Raw genomic sequence first — 15,969 nt, 5'->3', positions numbered from 1 at the left:
ATGGAAGTGGCGTGGGGACGCCGGAGGCGAGTGGGGCCGCGTGTCTCGGGGCCGCCCGGCGTCGCGCGTGTGACCTGTGCGCCCGTGCCCGCAATGGTTTCGCCGGGTGGCACATCCCACATTCGGGCATGTTTGAGTGGGCGGATTCCGCACGGTGGTGCGCGGCGTCCGCCCCTTTCGCTCGGTCCTCAGGAGGGTGGGTCGCGCAGTTCCAGGGTGCAGCACTTGGCGCCGCCCCCGGCCTTGCGGAGTTCGTCGAGTTCGATCGGGTGAACCGTGTATCCCAGGGCGCGGATCCGGTCGGCGAGCGCGGTGGCCTCGGCGGCGATGACCACGTTGTGGCCGTCCGCGACGGCGTTCAGGCCCAGGACGGCGGCGTCCTCCTCGGTGGCCAGGAGAGCGTCGGGGTACAGGGCGCCCAGCACCCGGCGGCTGCCCTCGGAGAACGCGCCCGGGTAGTAGGCGATCCGCCGCCCCGACAGGGCGAACAGCGCGGTGTCCAGGTGGTAGAAGCGCGGGTCGACCAGTTGCAGGGTGACGACCGGTCGGTCCAGGAGTCGTTCGGCCTCCTGGTGGGCGGCGGCCTCGGTGCGAAAGCCCGTGGCCGCCAGGATGACGTCGTCCAGGGTGATGAAGTCGCCCTCACCCTCGTTGACGTGTTTGGGTTCCTTGGTCTCCACGAAGCCGGCCTTACGGAACCAGTCGAGGTAGGCGGGCCCTTCGGGGGTACGTTCGGCGCTGGCGAACCGGGCCCCGTAGACCCGACCGTCCACGACCAGGCCACCGTTGGCGGCGAAGACCATGTCGGGCAGGCCTTCGATGGGGGCTATCTCGCTCACGCGGTGTCCCAGGGACAGGTAGAGGTCGCGGAGCCCCTCCCATTGGCGAACGGCGCGGTCGCGGTCCACGATCAAGGTGGGGTTCATCCAGGGGTTGATCGCGTATTCCACCGCGAAGTAGGTGGGACGGCACATCAAATAGTGCCGGGGCGCCGCCACCGGCGCCGGGTCTGTGGGTGGAGCCATGGAACCTCCCCATCGAGGTGCCCCGGAGGCCGAACGGCCCGCGGTGGTTCAGGCCTTTACCACCGCGCGTTTCCGGGCGGACATTCATTGGATACCCACACCGTGCGGGCGCCAATATCGACTTTTCCACGAACCTCCCTGAAACGGACTTTTCCGGGCGTGGGCGCGCCTCGCCCGGCCCATTCGAGCACACCCCCGACCAACAGACCGACCGGCCGGTATTGTTAGAGTCGCGCCAGTTCCCCGATTGGAGTACCCCCATCATGAGCACGACCGTCAAGGCCGCCGTCTTCCACGAGACCGACGCACTCCCCCAGATCCGTTCCCTGGTCCTGCCCGACCCCGGCCCCGGACAGGTACGGGTACGTCTGGCGGCGGCGGGCGTGTGCCACTCCGACCTGTCACTGTCCAACGGCACCCTGGCCCAGTCCTGGCCCGCCGTCCTGGGCCACGAGGGCGCCGGCACCGTCGAAGAGGTCGGCCCCGGGGTCGAGCACCTGACGCCCGGTCAACAGGTCGTCCTGAACTGGGCGCCCGCCTGCCGGGAGTGTTGGTTCTGCCTCCAAGGGGAGCCCTACCTGTGCGAGCACGCCCTGGACGGCACCCTGGTCCCCTACGCCGAGCTGACCGACGGCACCCCCGTCTACGCCGGCTTGAGCACGGGAGCCTTCGCCGAGGCCACCGTCGTCTCGGCCAAGGCCGTGATCCCGCTTCCCGACGGGATCGACCCGGCGGTCGGGGCCATGCTGGGATGCGCGGTGGTCACCGGATGGGGCGCCGTCAACAACGCCGCGCGCCTGCGCGAGGGACGGTCCGCGGTGGTCCTGGGGCTGGGCGGGGTCGGTCTGTCCGTGCTCCAGGCCGCCCGGATGGCCGGGGCCGGCCCCCTCATCGCGGTGGACGTCTCCCCCGACAAGGAGGAGTTGGCCCGTTCCCTGGGCGCCACCGACTTCCTGGTCGCCGATGGAAGCACCCACAAGGCCGTGCGAGGGCTGACCGGCGGGCGCGGGGCCGACCACGCCTTCGAGGTGGTGGGCAAGGCCCAGGTGGTGCGCACGGCCTGGAACAGTGTGCGCAGGGGCGGGACCGTGACCGTGGTCGGCCTCGGATCGGTCAAGGACGAGGTGTCCTTCAACGCCCTGGAACTGTTCCACCAGGGTCGTACCGTCCAGGGATGCGTGTACGGCTCCAGCGACCCCGACCGCGACATCCCGCTGTTGGCCGAGTCGGTGCGTTCCGGTGATCTGCGCCTGTCGGCGATGGTCACCGACGAGATCCCCTTGGACGGTGTCCCCGAGGCCTTCGAACGCATGCGGCAGGGCAAGGGCGGCCGGTCACTGGTGCGTTTCGGGGCTTGACGGAGGGGGCTCGGGAGCCCGTGGTGTCGGACCGACATCACGGGCTCCCGAGCGGCGGCGTCCCCATGGTGTTCCCCTCACGGCACACCACGGGGACCCGTCTCAGGACAGGACGTCGCGCAGTTCCTCCAGGAACCGCAGGAGGGCGACCGAACCGGGGTCACGCTCACCGGCCCCGCGTTCACCCACCCAGGCCGCACGGCCCTTGGCCGACGTCAGTCCACTGGTCTCCTCCACCGCGCGTCCGGCCGCGGACACCGCGTCCCGGGCGGCCGCCTTCGGGTCCCGGGCGTCGGCCAACGCCTCCTCCACCAGCAGCAGGCCGTCCACGAACGTCTTGTCGCCGGGCTCGGCTCCGCCCCTCTCCCGCACCCTGCGGGACACGGCGCTGGTGAGGCGCTCGGCGTCACGGACCGACACGGAGGCAAGCTCCTCGGACTCGGCCGCCGCGGCGAGCAGACCCGCGCCGGTCAAGGCCGCGAACGTGGAGGGGTTGGCCGCCGCGAACGCCGTCGCCGCGGTGCGCAGCACGTCGGCGTGGTGCGCGTCCTCGGGCAGTGTCAGCAGCGCCTCACGAACGGCCGACGCGCCCGAGGAGACCGTGATCCCCAGGTCGCCGTCGCCGAGCCGCGAGTCCAGCAGACGCAGCTCCTCCGCGTGGGCGGGCATGCGCTCCATGACGGCGATCAGGGTGGTGCGCAGCGCGCTGACCGAACCGGTGCGGCGCACGGCGGGGGCCGCTCCCGCACCGGACTCGGTGCCCGGCGCACGCGTCTCCTCGGTAGGCGCGCTCGGCGCGGGAGTGTTGCCCTGGCCGAAGAACGGGGAGGCCGCCGGGGCGTCGACCAGTTCGGCCAGTTCGTCGTCGAGCGACAGCACGGAGACCGAGGCCCCCGCCATCTCCAGGCTCGTCGCGAACTCGCCGATGTAGCGCCGGTGGATGAGCACGCCACGCTCCCCCAGGACCTGGTGGACCCGACGGTAGATCAGGTAGAGCTCCTCCAGCGGAGTGGAGCCCAGTCCGTTGACCAGGACCGCGACCCGATCCCCCGCCTCGGGTTCCAGTTCGCCGAGGATCTCGGTGAGGAAGCGGTCGGTGATCTGGTCGGCGGTCTCCAACGGGCCCCGGTGGCTCCCGGGTTCGCCGTGGATGCCGATCCCGACCTCCATCTCCCCCTCGTCGAGGGTGAAGGTGGGCTCCCCCGCGGCGGGCAGGATGGTGGGCGACAGGCCCACGCCCATCGTGCGTGTGGCGTCCACGGTGCGTTGGGCGACCGACCGCACCTTCTCCAGGTCGTCGCCGCGTTCGGCGGAGGCGCCCGCCGTCTTGTAGGCGAAGAACAACCCCGCCACCCCGCGCCGGGTCGCCTCCTTGCCACGGGGCGCGGACAGCACGTCGTCGGTCCCCAGAACGGTCGCCGTCGCCACGCCCTCCGCCGCGACGACGTCCCCGGCCAGGTCGAAGTTGTAGACGTCACCGCCGTAGTTGCCGTACAGGTACAGCACCCCGGCCCCACCGTGGCTCGCGCGTGTGGCGGCGGCGATCTGTTCCGCGGACGGGGAGGAGAACACGTTGCCCACGGCCACACCGGTGGCCAGGCCCTGCCCCACGTAGCCCAGGAACAGGGGCAGGTGGCCGGAGCCGCCCCCGGTCACGATGCCGACGCGTCCCCGGACGGGCGCGTCGGCGCGCACCAGCGCCCTGCGGTCCCCGGTCGCCGCGCGCAGCCGGTCGGGGTGCGCCATGAGCAGCGACTCGGTGACCTCGTCGACGAAGTCCTCGGGCCGGTTGATGATCTTCTTCAGCGCCATGAGCGCTCACACACCTCTCGCACTAGCACCGTCGTCGGGTTCAGGCCAGGGCCAAGGCCCGCGCGGTCTCCTTGAGGACCTCCAGGTCGGCCTCGGAGACGGCGTCGCCGCACACACGGGCGGGCCCGGCGGAGATCCCCTGTACTTCCAGGCCCGCCTTCAGGTGCGGGATGCTGCCGCTCTTGACCGCCGCCACGGCGCGCTCCACCAGGGGCTGTGCGGCGCGCACTCCTTCGACGTCACCGCTGTTGAGGGCGTCGCGCAGCGCCACGAACGGCGTGGGGAAGACGGAGGAGACACCCGAGACCACGCCAAGGCCGCCCGCGCGCACGAACTCCTCGAAGGCGATGTCGTTGCCGGACAGGACGTCGAACCCCTCGGGAGCCCGCGCGAGGTAGGCGGCCACCGACTCGTCGCTCTCCCCGCTGATCTTCACGCCGCGGACACCGGCCTCGTGCAGACGACGCAGCACCGAGGGGTCCGCCGGGGTGGTGGAGCGTGCCCGGAACAGGTAGGCGTGCACCTCGGCGTCGCCGGCCGCCGCCACCAGGCGCTCGTAGTAGCGCACCATCGCGTCCTCGGGCGAGGGCAGGAAGTAGGGGGTGATGGCCGCCAGCCGGGTCGCCCCGGCGGCCACGGAGGCACGGACCAGGGACTCGGCCTGACGAGGCGCGGCCGCGCCGACGTGGGCGTAGACCCCCTCTGGCCCGAAGACGTCCAGGGCCAGGCGGATCACCTCGATGCGCTCGGCGTCGTCGAGGGCGGTGAACTCGCCGGTGGTGCCGGCGACGAACACACCGTCGACCCCGCGGTCGCGCACCGCGGTGAACAGCGCGGTGGCGCTGCCCGGGTCGAGGGCCTCGTCGAGGGCGAACGGGGTGGGCAGGGCGGTGATCACCTTGGCGGGGACGGACATGGGTTTTTCTCCTCGGGTGGAAAAGGGGCGAAAAGGGTGCGGAAAGGGTGGCCGCCGCCGGGTCAGGACGTCGGAGTGGCGGCGCGCTCGGCGGATCGGGCACGGCGTGCGAGCCAGGCGTTGCGCACCGGAGGCACGATGAGGGCGAGCGCGCTCACGGCCAGCAGACCGAGCGCGATGGGGCTGGTCAGGATGTTCGCCGGCCCACCGATCTCCAGGGCTCGGCGCAGGTTGCCCTCGGCAAGACCACCGAGGATCAGGCCCAGGACGACCGGGCCGGGCGGGATACCGAAGCGCTTCAGGAACAGGCCGACGACACCGAAGACGAGCATCACGGCCACGTCGAAGACGCTGTTGTTCACGGCGTAGGTACCGACCATGCAGAACACGAGGATGACGGCCCACAGGAAGTGCTGCGGCAGTTCCAGGAGCTTGGCCACACCGCGCATGCGCAGGACGCTGATCACGAGTGCGACCACGGTCGCGATGAGCATGATCCCGGCGATGCTGTAGACCAGGTCGGGCTGGTTGGAGAACAGGGACGGGCCGGGTTGGATGCCCCAGACCACCATGGAACCGATCATCACGGCCATCACGGAGTCGCCGGGCAGGCCCAGGGCCAGGGTCGTGGTGACCGAACCGCCGAGGGTGGAGTTGGACGAGGTGTCCGCGGCGGTGATGCCCTCCAGCGATCCCTTGCCGAACTCCTCGGGTCGCTTGGAGAGGCGGCGCGCCTGGTCCCAGCCCAGGATTCCGGCGATGTCACCGCCGGTGGCGGGCACGATGCCGACCACGCCGCCCACGCCGCTGCCGATGGCCATCGGCTTGAGCATGGTGCGCCAGTCCCGACGGGTGGGGAACCAGCGACCGAACTCCTTGATCGGTTCCACCCCCTTGCCCTTGCGGTGCACGAGGATCTGGTTCATCACCTCGGCGATACCGAAGAGGCCGATGATCGCGGCGATGAAGGGGATGCCGTCGGACAGCTCGGACGCACCGAACGTGAACCTGGGCGTACCCGTGATGGGGTCCCGGCCGACGGTGGCCAGGAGCAGACCGAAGCCGCCCGCGATGAGGCCCTTGACGATCCGCCCGCCGGACACACCGATCATCATCGTCAGACCGAACACGACCAGCGCGAACATCTCGGCGGGGCCGAAGTTCAGGGCCAGCCTGGACAGCGGGATCGCGGCGACCATGAGCAGGACGACGCCGACGAGCGTCCCCCACGCCGAGGCGAACGCGGACGAGGTCAGCGCCAGTCCCGCCTTGCCCTGGCGGGCCATGGCGTAGCCGTCGAAGGTCGTGGCGATGGACGCCGGGGTGCCCGGGGTGTTGACGAGGATCGCCGGTACCCGGTCACCGAAGTTCGCCGACACGTAGATCGTCAGCAGGACCGCCAACCCTGGAAGCGGGTCCAGGGAGAGCGTGAAACCACTGGCCAGGGCGACGGCCATGGTGGCGGTCACGCCGGGGAAGGCGCCGACGAGCATGCCCAGCAGGGCGCCCGCGGCGATGCACAGCAGGACCAGGGGGTCCAGGAGGGCGCTGAAGCCCTCGACGATCGGACTCATCGGAATCCCTTCGAGGAGACACTGGTCTTCAGGCCAGTGAGGAATAGAGCCCCTGCGGAGCAGGACAGGGAACGGTGAACTGTTCCCGGGGCGAACCACCGCCCATCGGAATCGCCGAACCCGCACACCGATACCTGAGCCGCTGTTAACCTGACCTGCGTCGGCTCGGACGAGAACCAAGTCCGAGCCGGCCTACCGCCGGGCCGGCGGAAAGTGATGTCTGTGGAGCCGGTGTGAGACCGATGGGCGGTATTCCGTCCCTGGCCGTTGGTTCGGGTCGGCGACCGGCCGTGAAACAGAAAACTCGACCCGCGAGGGAAGAATCTCCCTGCTTCAGCCAGGAGAGAGGTCAAAGTGGCACTCTCAGGAGGACGCCGAATAGAAGGTAGAGAATCGCGGTCACGACGATCGGGAAGAGGAGCAGTGCCTTCCACCCGCGGCCGCCGCCCAACCAGGTCAGGGCGATGAACAGCAACGCCGTGGAGACCCGGAAGTCGATGAAGTACCAAAGGACGCCGTAGCCCACGATCGAGGCGAGCATCGCGGTGAGCCGCCACGTCCCCTCGCCGGTGGCCTCCTCGGGCACGTCCTCCTCCACCCTGACGGTCGGGCGCAACAGCGCCCCCACGGCCAGGCACACGCTCAGCACCAGGACGAGTGCGGCCAACATCTCCGGCCACCATCTCGGGCTGAACTGGGTGAGTCGGGCCCCTTCCGGGACCTGCGAGGCCAAGACGAAGGCGACCACGGCGAAGGCCGCGGCGGCCAAGGCGGGAATCAGGTCCCGCAGTCTGCGTCCCGGACGCGCCGCGCTCGTGACGGGCGCGTCCGGGTTCGTGGTCGTGTCACCCATGGGGCTCAGTCCTGGCTTTCGAGCAGCTCACCGAAGCGGGTGTACTCCGCGTCGACGAACTCGGCGAACTCGTCCGAGGGCACGTTGACCGGGATGTTGCCCGAGTCGGTGATGATCGTCTGGAACTCCTCGGAGGAGGCCCCCTCGCTGAACGCCTCCTCCAGCGTGGAACGGACCCCGTCGGGCAGACCGGCCGGCGCGCCGATGCCGCCCCAGCCACCGATCACGATGTCCACACCCTGCTCGGTGGCGGTCTGCACGTCGGGCAGCGACTCGGAGGGCTCGGCATCGAAGACGGCCAGGACACGGAGCTGGTCGTCGGCGTGCGCCGGAGCGGTCTCGGAGATGCCCGCGACCACGGCGTCGACCTGACCGCCCACGGCGGCCGTGACCGCGGGGGCGCCGCCGTCGAAGGGCACCGGCTGGAACTCGGTGTCGGTGACCTGGCCCAGCTCGGTGGTGGCGGCCTCCCAGATGGAACCGGCGCCCGAGTTGGAGACCGCGATGGAACCGGGCTCGACGCGAGCGGCCTCGACGAGGTCGTCCAGGGTCTCGTAGGGGCTGTCCTCGGGGACGGCGATGGTGGCGGGCACCGACACCATCTGGCCGATGAGGTCGTAGTCGGCCGGGTCGACCTCGTATCCCTGGTAGCCGAGCATGACGCTCTCGACCGGCAGGTAGCCGATGGTGTAGCCGTCGGCGGACTGTCCGGCGAGGTTCTCCAGGCCCACGGACCCGGCGCCGCCGCTGCGGTTCTCCACGACGATGCCCTGTCCCAGGGTGTCCTCCATTTCGGCGGCCAGGGTGCGGGCCGCCAGGTCGGAGGCGCCGCCCGCGTCATAGGGCACGACGAGGGTGAGTTCCTGGCTGGGGTAGTCCGAGGCGTCCTCGCTGACGCCGCCCCGGTCGGCGCAACCGGCGGTGAGGGCGGTGACCGCCAGTGCGGCCGCGGACAGGCGGAAGATGGTGGAACGCATGGTGTTCTCCGTTTTCGGTGGAACCGGCTCCGTGGAAGGGTCGCGGAACATGGGCCGAGGGTCTTGGGGACGGGACCGTCCCGTGGGGTCAGTTGGACGTGGGCTGCGTGTAAGGGGCTCTGAGCCGGAGCCTGGCGTTGTCCAGGTGGCCGCGGAGCTCGTCGAAGACGGCGTCGGGCTCACCGGTCTCGATCAGGTCGGCGAGGATCTCGTGCGCGCGGACGGAGGGGCCCAGGTCCTCGTAGCGCTCGTTGGAGGCCAGCAGGAGCACCTCGATGGTGGGCCGGTACTGCGCCCACACGTCGGCGAGGCGCCGGTGGCCGGCGACGTCGTAGAAGACCGAGTGGAAGTGCACGTCGGCGGCGGTGAAGGCGTCGGGATCCCGGTCCTCTCGGGCCTTGCGCATCCGCTCCAGGGGGGCGCGCAGGCCGTCGGTGAGCCTGTCCCGGTCCTTGTTCAGCCCGATCTCCAAGGCGAGCCGTTCGAGGGATCCGCGCAGCGAGAAGAGTTCGTCGATGTCGTCCCCGCCCAGGCCCACGACGGTGGCGCTGCGACGGTTGGTGTCGATGAGTCCCTCGGAGGCGAGGACCTTGAGGGCGTCGCGGATGGGTCCGCGACTCAGGTCGAACTGCTCGGCCAGGTGGCCCTCGACCAGTGACGCACCGGGGGCGTAGCGCCCGGTGATGATCAGGCGCCGGAGTTCTCCGGCGACCTTCTCGCCGAGTGCCCGTTGCCTGATGGGCAGGATCTCCGACATGTCGTCCTTTCGGTTAACTGTTAACGGTTAACCAGATTGGATCACGGTGTGACGCGTGTCAACTGTTGGTTCATAACGTGTTCCATGTGCCCGATGTCCGATTTCGCGGGAACCCTTGCGCCATCGGGAGTCCACGCGCCCCACGGGAGGAAAAAATAGGTTCGACACCTGACCTCGATCGACCCCGAAGGGCGACGATCCGAACACCCCCAGCAAGGGAAAAGTGCCCGCGAGATGAACGGAGAGAGTGCGCGGGACGTCCTCGCGGCCTGGCGCGCTCTCGGGTGTTCACCCTTCTCACGAATTCACGCCGCGCGCTCACGCCCGGTGACGGCCGGTTTGTCACACCCTGACAAAGGATGTGGCGCACGGCGCACATGCCCCTTGCCGTTGGACCCGGGCCGGTGCACAGTCTTGACCACCACGTACCAGGACCGGCGAGGAGTCACCCATGAGCACCGACCAGACCGACGCGATCGTCGTCGGGGCAGGGCTGGCCGGACTGGCCGCGGCCGCCGAACTGGCCGACGCGGGAAAGCGGGTGATCCTGCTGGACCAGGAACCCGAACAGTCCCTGGGCGGCCAGGCGTTCTGGTCCTTCGGCGGACTGTTCTTCGTGGACTCCCCCGAACAGCGCCGTATGGGTGTGAAGGACTCCAAGGAGCTCGCGCTCCAGGACTGGATGGGCACCGCCGACTTCGACCGACCCGAGGACGCCTGGCCGCGCAAATGGGCCGAGGCCTACGTCGACTTCGCCGCCGGGGAGAAGTACTCGTGGCTGCGTCAACAGGGACTGAGGATCTTCCCCGTCGTGGGCTGGGCCGAGCGCGGCGGGTACCTGGCCAACGGGCACGGCAACTCGGTGCCCCGCTTCCACATCACCTGGGGCACCGGCCCCGGCGTGGTCGCCCCCTTCGAGCGCCGGGTGCGCGCCGCCGTCGAGAAGGGACTGGTGGAGCTGCGCTTCCGCCACCGAGTGGACGAACTGGTCGTGACCAACGGGACGGTCAGCGGGGTGCGTGGCACGGTGCTGGCCCCCAGCGACGTCGAGCGTGGGCGGGCCAGTAATCGGGACGCCGTGGGCGAGTTCGAGGTGGGCGCCCAGGCGATCGTCGTCACCGCCGGCGGGATCGGCGCCAACCACGACCTGGTCCGACAGAACTGGCCCGAGCGTCTGGGCAAGGCCCCCGAGCACATGCTCTCGGGGGTGCCCGCCCACGTGGACGGGCGGATGCTCGGCATCACCGAGAAGGCCGGCGGTGAGATCATCAACCGCGACCGGATGTGGCACTACACCGAGGGCATCCAGAACTGGGACCCCATCTGGGACAAGCACGGCATCCGTATCCTGCCCGGCCCGTCGTCACTGTGGCTGGACGCGACCGGCAAGCGGCTGCCCGCTCCCTACCTCCCCGGGTTCGACACCCTGGGGACCCTGGACCACATCATGAAGAGCGGCCACGAGTACACGTGGTTCGTCCTCTCCCAGAAGATCATCGAGAAGGAGTTCGGCCTGTCGGGTTCGGAGCAGAACCCCGACCTGACCGGCAAGGACCTCAAGCTGGTGTTGCAACGGGTCCTGCCGGGCGCCCCCGGCCCGGTGGAGGCGTTCAAACGGCACGGCGCCGATTTTGTGGTCGCCGACCGGCTTCCCGAGCTGATCCGCAAGATGAAGGAGGTCGCCGGTGACGAGGTCCTCGACGCCGACACGGTGACGCGCGAGGTGGTGGCCCGCGACCGCGAGATGGTCAACACCTTCACCAAGGACCTCCAGGTCATGGCGATCCACAGCGCTCGCAACTACCGAGGTGACAAGCTCGCCCGAGTGGCGACCCCGCACCAGATCCTGGACCCGAAGGCGGGCCCGCTGATCGCCGTGCGATTGCACATCCTCACCCGCAAGACCCTGGGCGGCCTACACACCGACCTGGACGCCCGCGTGCTGCGCGCCGACGGCACCCCGCTGCCGGGGGTGTACGCGGCCGGCGAGGTCGCCGGGTTCGGCGGCGGTGGCGTGCACGGCTACCGGTCCCTGGAGGGCACCTTCCTGGGCGGCTGCATCTTCTCCGGCCGCACGGCCGGAAGGGCCGCCGCGGCGGCGCTCGGCTAGGCACGACGCGGAAGGGGGTGGGATCGGCACCGGCCGGTCCCACCCCTTCTTTTTTGGCCGATACCAGGAGCCGAATGATGTGGGTTCTTATTCGCGAATTTCGCTATTTCCACCTCACGCTCCCCAGAACTCCGCAACGCTGGTCTCCATGCGAATGAGGAAGCGACGACTGTCATGACCACCGACAAGACGGACCCGGGACCGGCACCGCTCACCGTGGAGGATCTGCGAAAGATTCCGGACGACGGGCGGCGCTACGAGCTGGTCGACGGGAGGCTTGACGTGTCCCCCGCCCCCGTCAGCTTCCACACACTGGCCACCGCACGTCTCACCGCCCACCTCAGCAACTGCGCGCCGTCTGGGCTCCTGATCATGGACGGTCCAGGGGTGATTCTCAATGCGGAACGCACGCGTTACCGAGTCCCGGACTTGGCCGTGATTCGTAGCGAGGATTTCCAGATGCCCTACACGACCACACCTCCGCTGCTGGCGGTGGAGGTGGTCTCACCCGAGAGCGTGTTCCGGGACCACCACACGAAACGGCAGGAGTACGCCGCCTTCGGCATTCCTTCGTACTGGGTCCTCACTCCCGATCCCGACAAGCCGAGCATCATCGAATTCCGGTTGAAGGACGGTGAGTACACGGAGGTGGCCCCGGTGTTCGGTGAGGACGTCCTGGAGACCGAACTGCCCTTCCCGGTACGGGTCGTACCGCAGTGGCTCCTGCGCTTGGACGGTGACTGGCGTCGGCACGTCGGCGGACCGAAGGAGGCGGAGGATGCGAAGACGGCGCAGGAAACGCAGAAGCCGGAGAACAGCGTGTAACCCCCACCACGACGACACGAAGCCGGGTGTCCCCCTCGGGCACCCGGCTTCGTCATGTCCGCTCCGGCCCCTCCTCGGGCTCCGCTTCGGGTTCATCGGAGGCGGCCTCGGGCTTTCGTGGTCTGCCACGACGCGGAATGTCCCGCACCTCTTTGGGCATCCGGCCCGCGTCGTCCAACGCACGGCGTAGCAGGAACTCGATCTGGGCGTTGGTGCTGCGCAACTCATGCCCGGCCCAGCGCGCGAGCGCGTCGTGGACGGCGGGGTCGAGCCGCAGCAGCACTTTCTTGCGCTCGGACAAGGCACCTCACCCGGATCTACTGGTACAGGGTCCCGGCGTTGACGATGGGGCTGGCGGGGCGGTCGGAGCACAGCACCACGAGCAGGTTGCTGACCATGGCGGCCTTGCGCTCCTCGTCCAGGTCCACCACGTTCTCGTCGGCCAGACGTTCCAAGGCGCGGTCCACGAGGCTGACGGCGCCCTCCACGATCTCGGCGCGGGCGGCGATCATCGCACCGGCCTGCTGACGCTGAAGCATGGCCTGGGCGATCTCCGGCGCGTAGGCCAGGTGGGTGAACCGGGACTCCACGATCTTCACACCCGCGGCGTCCACGCGTTCGGCGACCTCCTTGGACAGCTGCTCGGTGATGGCGTCGGCGCTGTCGCGCAGGGAGGTGCCGTCGCCCTCTCCGTAGGAGTCGTAGGGGTACTTGCCGGCGATGTGGCGCACGGCCGCCTCGGTCTGGGTGGAGACGAACTGGATGAAGTCGTCGACCTCGAAGGAGGCGCGTGCGGTGTCCTCGACCTGCCAGACCACGACGGCGGCGATCTCGATGGGGCTGCCGGAGGCGTCGTTGACCTTCATGACGGAGGTCTCGTGGTTGCGGATCCGGGTGGAGATCGCGTTGCGCACGGTGAGCGGGTTGACCCAGCGCAGGCCGTCGGTGCGGATGGTGCCGATGTAGCGGCCGAAGAACTGCACGACCTGGGCCTCGTTGGGGGCGACCATGGTGAGCCCGAAGGACAGGACGGCGCCGATCAGCGCCACGACCACACCGAGCGCGATGAGGAACATGGGCAGGTCCAGCAGCGGCAGCAGGGCGATGCCGACGCCGCCCAAGAGGAGGACCATCGCGACCACGAACATGGGGATCCCGCCGTACCCGAAGGCGGCGCGTTCGCGGTACTGGGGTTCGGGTCTGGTGACGCCGGGGGTCTCACTCATCTCGGTCCCTTCCTTAGGTGATGACTTGATCATAGCATTGTGATATCACTTTTAATGGCAAGTCCGCCCCGGCGGCCCCCTACCGAGAGGAGACGTCGACGCCATGAGCAACGACGCTCTGCGCCTGCGACCGCCCAACCACCGAGTGGACCGTCGAGCGGTGGGCTGGTGGTCGACCCAGGCCCTGTCCGTGACGGTCCTCCTCACCGTCATCCCGGTCGTGCCCGCGCTGATCTGGGAACCCGTGCGGTTCTGGTTCCTCGTCGCGGCCGGGATCGTGGGCGGGATCGGATTGCTCATCACCGTCGTGATGCCGCGGTGGCGCTACCGCGTGCATCGTTGGGAGATCACCGACACCGCCGTGTACACCTCCAGCGGCTGGCTGTGGCAGGAGTGGCGGGTCGCGCCGATGTCGCGCATCCAGACCGTGGACACCGCGCGCGGACCACTACAGAGAGCCTTCGGGTTGTCCAGCGTGACCGTGACGACGGCCTCCGCCGCCGGACCCATCGAGATCAGCGGACTCGACCACACCCTCGCCACCGAGGTGGCCGACCAGCTCACCGACAACACCGAAGCGGTTCCGGGGGACGCGACATGACCTCCCACGACGACCACCGACCCGAAGAACCCGTCCCCAACGTCGCACGCCCCGAGACGGACCCGACCCCGGCGGACGCGCACGCACCGGAACCGAACCCGCCAGGGCAGGAGGTCCCCGCCGAGACCGGTGAACCGACCGGCGACTGGCCGGGGCTGAGCCCCTTGTCGGTGTGGGCCAACACGGTGATCGTGGCGCTGTTCATGGTCCCCTCCGCCATCGTCGCCACCGTCGTCCTGGTCGTGGTCGACCAGCCCTTGTGGGCACTGCTGCCCCTGCCGGCCACCGGCGCGTTCATCGCCCTGATGACCTACCTGGACATGCTGCGGCTGCGCGCGGTGCGCTACCGGGTCACCGCCGACCGTATGGAGATGCGTTCGGGCATCATCGCCAAGGCCTACCGCTCCATCCCGCGTGAACGTGTGCGCAGTGTGGACGTGGCCGCCCCGATCTACGTGCGGGTCTTCGGGCTGTGCACGGTGACCGTGGGCACCGGCGAGAAGGTGGGGTCCGGCGCCGACCAGCTGAAATTGGAGTTCGTCACCGCCGAGCAGGGCGAGCGGTTGCGCCGTGAGCTGTTGCGGCGGTCCGGGGCCGACGACGCCTCCCGGGCACCGGCCGAGGGGGAGGACGGTTCGCTCGACGAGGACGGCGTCGAGCTGGCCCGACTGAACCCGCGCTGGTTCGCCTACGCGCCCGCCACCACCGCCACCTTCGGTATCGGTCTCGGTGTCATCGCCGCCCTCATCGGCGCCAACGCCCAGTCGGGCGGGCACGGGTGGGAGTGGATCTCCGAACAGGCGGGGCTGCCCGGTTCACAGCAGATGGCCGACTTCGTGATGTCCCGGCTGCTGCTCGTGGTTCCCCTGTTCCTGGTGGGTCTTCTGCTGTCCGGTGTGGTCATCCTGTTGTTGGCCGCTTTGGAGACCTGGTGGAACTACCGCCTGACCCGGGAACCCGATGGCACGGTGCGGTTGCGCCGGGGCCTGCTGACCAGCGTTTCCCTGTCGGTCGAGGGCCGCCGCCTGAACGGTGTGGTCCTGCACGAGCCCTTCGTGCTGCGTTCGGTGCGCGGGGCGAGCATCCAGGCGGTCGCGACCGGGTTGGAGAGCGGCGACGACAAGAAGACCAGCGCCAAGAGCAGGTTGTCCCCGGCCATGCCCCGCTCCCGGGCGCGCGCCCTGGGCGCGGCGTTGATGCGTCAGGAGCGGTCCCCGTTGGATGTTCCGTTGGCCACGCACCCCAGGGCCGCGTTGCGCCGCCGGTTCACCCGGGCGACCTTCGTGACCTTGATGGGGGTGGCGTTGGCCGGCGGGCTGGCGTGGCTGCACATGGTCGCCACCGAGAGTTGGTGGGAGATGGCGCGCACGATCGAGGAGAACATCGTGCCGATCCCGCTGGTCGTCGAGGGTGTGGAGGCCACCCCCGGGTGGGGCTGGTTCGCGCTCGCGATCGTGCTGGGCGTGCTGGCGTTCTGGTACGCGGTGGGTTCCTACCGAGGTCTGGGGCACGGCCTGCACCCGAAGTACCTGGTGCTGCGCAAGGGCATGGCGGTGCGGGACACCGTCACCCTGGAACGGTCGGCGGTGATCGGTTGGCGGATCACCCGATCGCCCTTCCAGCGCAGGTTGGGGCTGGCCGACGTAGCGGCGACCACGGCCGCGGGCGACGGAATGTACGCCGCCCTGGACGTGGGGCTGGGACAGGGGTTGGCCTGGGCGGACGAGGCGGTCCCGGAACTGCTCGCGCCCTTCCTGGAACGCCCCGAGACCACCGGCGAGGCCGAGGGCTCACGCCCCACGGTACTTCCCTGACCGGGCGGCGGTGTCGAACGCCGGGGCCGAGTGTCCGAGCGAGATAGGTGGAGCCTCGATGTCGGGCACCCGGCTTCCCCGCGGGCGCCCGACATCGAGGCCACCTCGTTGACCGGGTCAC

Annotated in this window: 14 protein-coding genes; 5 read left to right on the top strand and 9 right to left on the bottom strand. The window is 69.7% G+C overall.

What is annotated here, in order from left to right:
• Nucleotides 1-188: 188 nt before the first annotated feature.
• Nucleotides 189-1,025, bottom strand: coding sequence for a dimethylargininase (ddaH, locus tag ACWGSK_RS02895; protein WP_358504625.1), 837 nt, complete (start codon nucleotides 1,023-1,025; stop codon nucleotides 189-191).
• 263 nt (nucleotides 1,026-1,288) lie between these two features.
• Here ddaH and ACWGSK_RS02890 point away from each other — a divergent pair, with 263 nt between their 5' ends.
• A complete protein-coding gene (locus ACWGSK_RS02890; RefSeq protein ID WP_358504622.1) occupies nucleotides 1,289-2,383 on the top strand; it encodes an alcohol dehydrogenase catalytic domain-containing protein in 1,095 nt (364 codons plus the stop codon).
• A gap of 102 nt (nucleotides 2,384-2,485) precedes the next feature.
• On the opposite strand, the gene ACWGSK_RS02885 is transcribed toward ACWGSK_RS02890, so the two are convergent.
• The 6 genes from ACWGSK_RS02885 to ACWGSK_RS02860 all read right to left on the bottom strand — a co-directional run bounded on the left by ACWGSK_RS02885 (nucleotide 2,486) and on the right by ACWGSK_RS02860 (nucleotide 9,272).
• Entirely contained in the window at nucleotides 2,486-4,195 is a 1,710-nt protein-coding gene (locus ACWGSK_RS02885; protein ID WP_358504619.1) for a dihydroxyacetone kinase family protein, read from the bottom strand.
• Between the two features lie 40 nt (nucleotides 4,196-4,235).
• Complete coding sequence (locus tag ACWGSK_RS02880; protein ID WP_358504616.1) at nucleotides 4,236-5,111, bottom strand: dihydrodipicolinate synthase family protein; 876 nt, start codon at nucleotides 5,109-5,111, stop codon at nucleotides 4,236-4,238.
• A gap of 62 nt (nucleotides 5,112-5,173) precedes the next feature.
• The gene (locus tag ACWGSK_RS02875) at nucleotides 5,174-6,685 is read right to left on the bottom strand and encodes a tripartite tricarboxylate transporter permease (RefSeq protein WP_358504613.1); all 1,512 of its coding nucleotides are present in this window, start codon (nucleotides 6,683-6,685) and stop codon (nucleotides 5,174-5,176) included.
• A 349-nt stretch (nucleotides 6,686-7,034) separates the two neighbouring features.
• Nucleotides 7,035-7,538, bottom strand: coding sequence for a tripartite tricarboxylate transporter TctB family protein (locus tag ACWGSK_RS02870; RefSeq protein WP_452455095.1), 504 nt, complete (start codon nucleotides 7,536-7,538; stop codon nucleotides 7,035-7,037).
• Nucleotides 7,539-7,543: 5 nt separating this feature from the next.
• Nucleotides 7,544-8,515, bottom strand: a complete 972-nt coding sequence (locus ACWGSK_RS02865; protein WP_452455094.1) for a tripartite tricarboxylate transporter substrate binding protein — start codon at nucleotides 8,513-8,515, stop codon at nucleotides 7,544-7,546.
• 88 nt (nucleotides 8,516-8,603) lie between these two features.
• A complete protein-coding gene (locus ACWGSK_RS02860) occupies nucleotides 8,604-9,272 on the bottom strand; it encodes a GntR family transcriptional regulator (RefSeq protein WP_452455093.1) in 669 nt (222 codons plus the stop codon).
• A 451-nt stretch (nucleotides 9,273-9,723) separates the two neighbouring features.
• Here ACWGSK_RS02860 and ACWGSK_RS02855 point away from each other — a divergent pair, with 451 nt between their 5' ends.
• Both ACWGSK_RS02855 and ACWGSK_RS02850 read left to right on the top strand, forming a co-directional pair.
• The gene (locus tag ACWGSK_RS02855) at nucleotides 9,724-11,382 is read left to right on the top strand and encodes an FAD-binding dehydrogenase (protein WP_452455092.1); all 1,659 of its coding nucleotides are present in this window, start codon (nucleotides 9,724-9,726) and stop codon (nucleotides 11,380-11,382) included.
• A gap of 174 nt (nucleotides 11,383-11,556) precedes the next feature.
• Entirely contained in the window at nucleotides 11,557-12,207 is a 651-nt protein-coding gene (locus ACWGSK_RS02850) for a Uma2 family endonuclease (RefSeq protein WP_452455091.1), read from the top strand.
• Between the two features lie 52 nt (nucleotides 12,208-12,259).
• Here the strand turns inward: ACWGSK_RS02850 and ACWGSK_RS02845 are convergent, their stop codons facing one another.
• Together ACWGSK_RS02845 and ACWGSK_RS02840 are read right to left on the bottom strand one after the other, a co-directional pair.
• Complete coding sequence (locus tag ACWGSK_RS02845) at nucleotides 12,260-12,508, bottom strand: hypothetical protein (RefSeq protein ID WP_358504596.1); 249 nt, start codon at nucleotides 12,506-12,508, stop codon at nucleotides 12,260-12,262.
• Nucleotides 12,509-12,524: 16 nt separating this feature from the next.
• Nucleotides 12,525-13,433: an SPFH domain-containing protein gene (locus tag ACWGSK_RS02840; RefSeq protein ID WP_358504593.1), complete on the bottom strand. Its 909-nt coding sequence runs from the start codon at nucleotides 13,431-13,433 to the stop codon at nucleotides 12,525-12,527.
• Between the two features lie 103 nt (nucleotides 13,434-13,536).
• On the opposite strand from ACWGSK_RS02840, the gene ACWGSK_RS02835 reads away from it, so the two are divergent.
• Together ACWGSK_RS02835 and ACWGSK_RS02830 are read left to right on the top strand one after the other, a co-directional pair.
• The gene (locus ACWGSK_RS02835) at nucleotides 13,537-14,034 is read left to right on the top strand and encodes a PH domain-containing protein (RefSeq protein ID WP_358504590.1); all 498 of its coding nucleotides are present in this window, start codon (nucleotides 13,537-13,539) and stop codon (nucleotides 14,032-14,034) included.
• Nucleotides 14,031-15,848, top strand: coding sequence for a PH domain-containing protein (locus ACWGSK_RS02830; RefSeq protein ID WP_452455090.1), 1,818 nt, complete (start codon nucleotides 14,031-14,033; stop codon nucleotides 15,846-15,848). The genes ACWGSK_RS02835 and ACWGSK_RS02830 overlap by 4 nt, the downstream gene beginning before the upstream one ends.
• The last annotated feature ends 121 nt before the right edge of the window (nucleotides 15,849-15,969 follow it).

It is taken from the genome of Nocardiopsis sp. NPDC055551, assembly GCF_053619415.1.
Note: the sequence above shows the minus strand (reverse complement) of the source record. Positions and strands in the feature narration are given on the sequence as shown.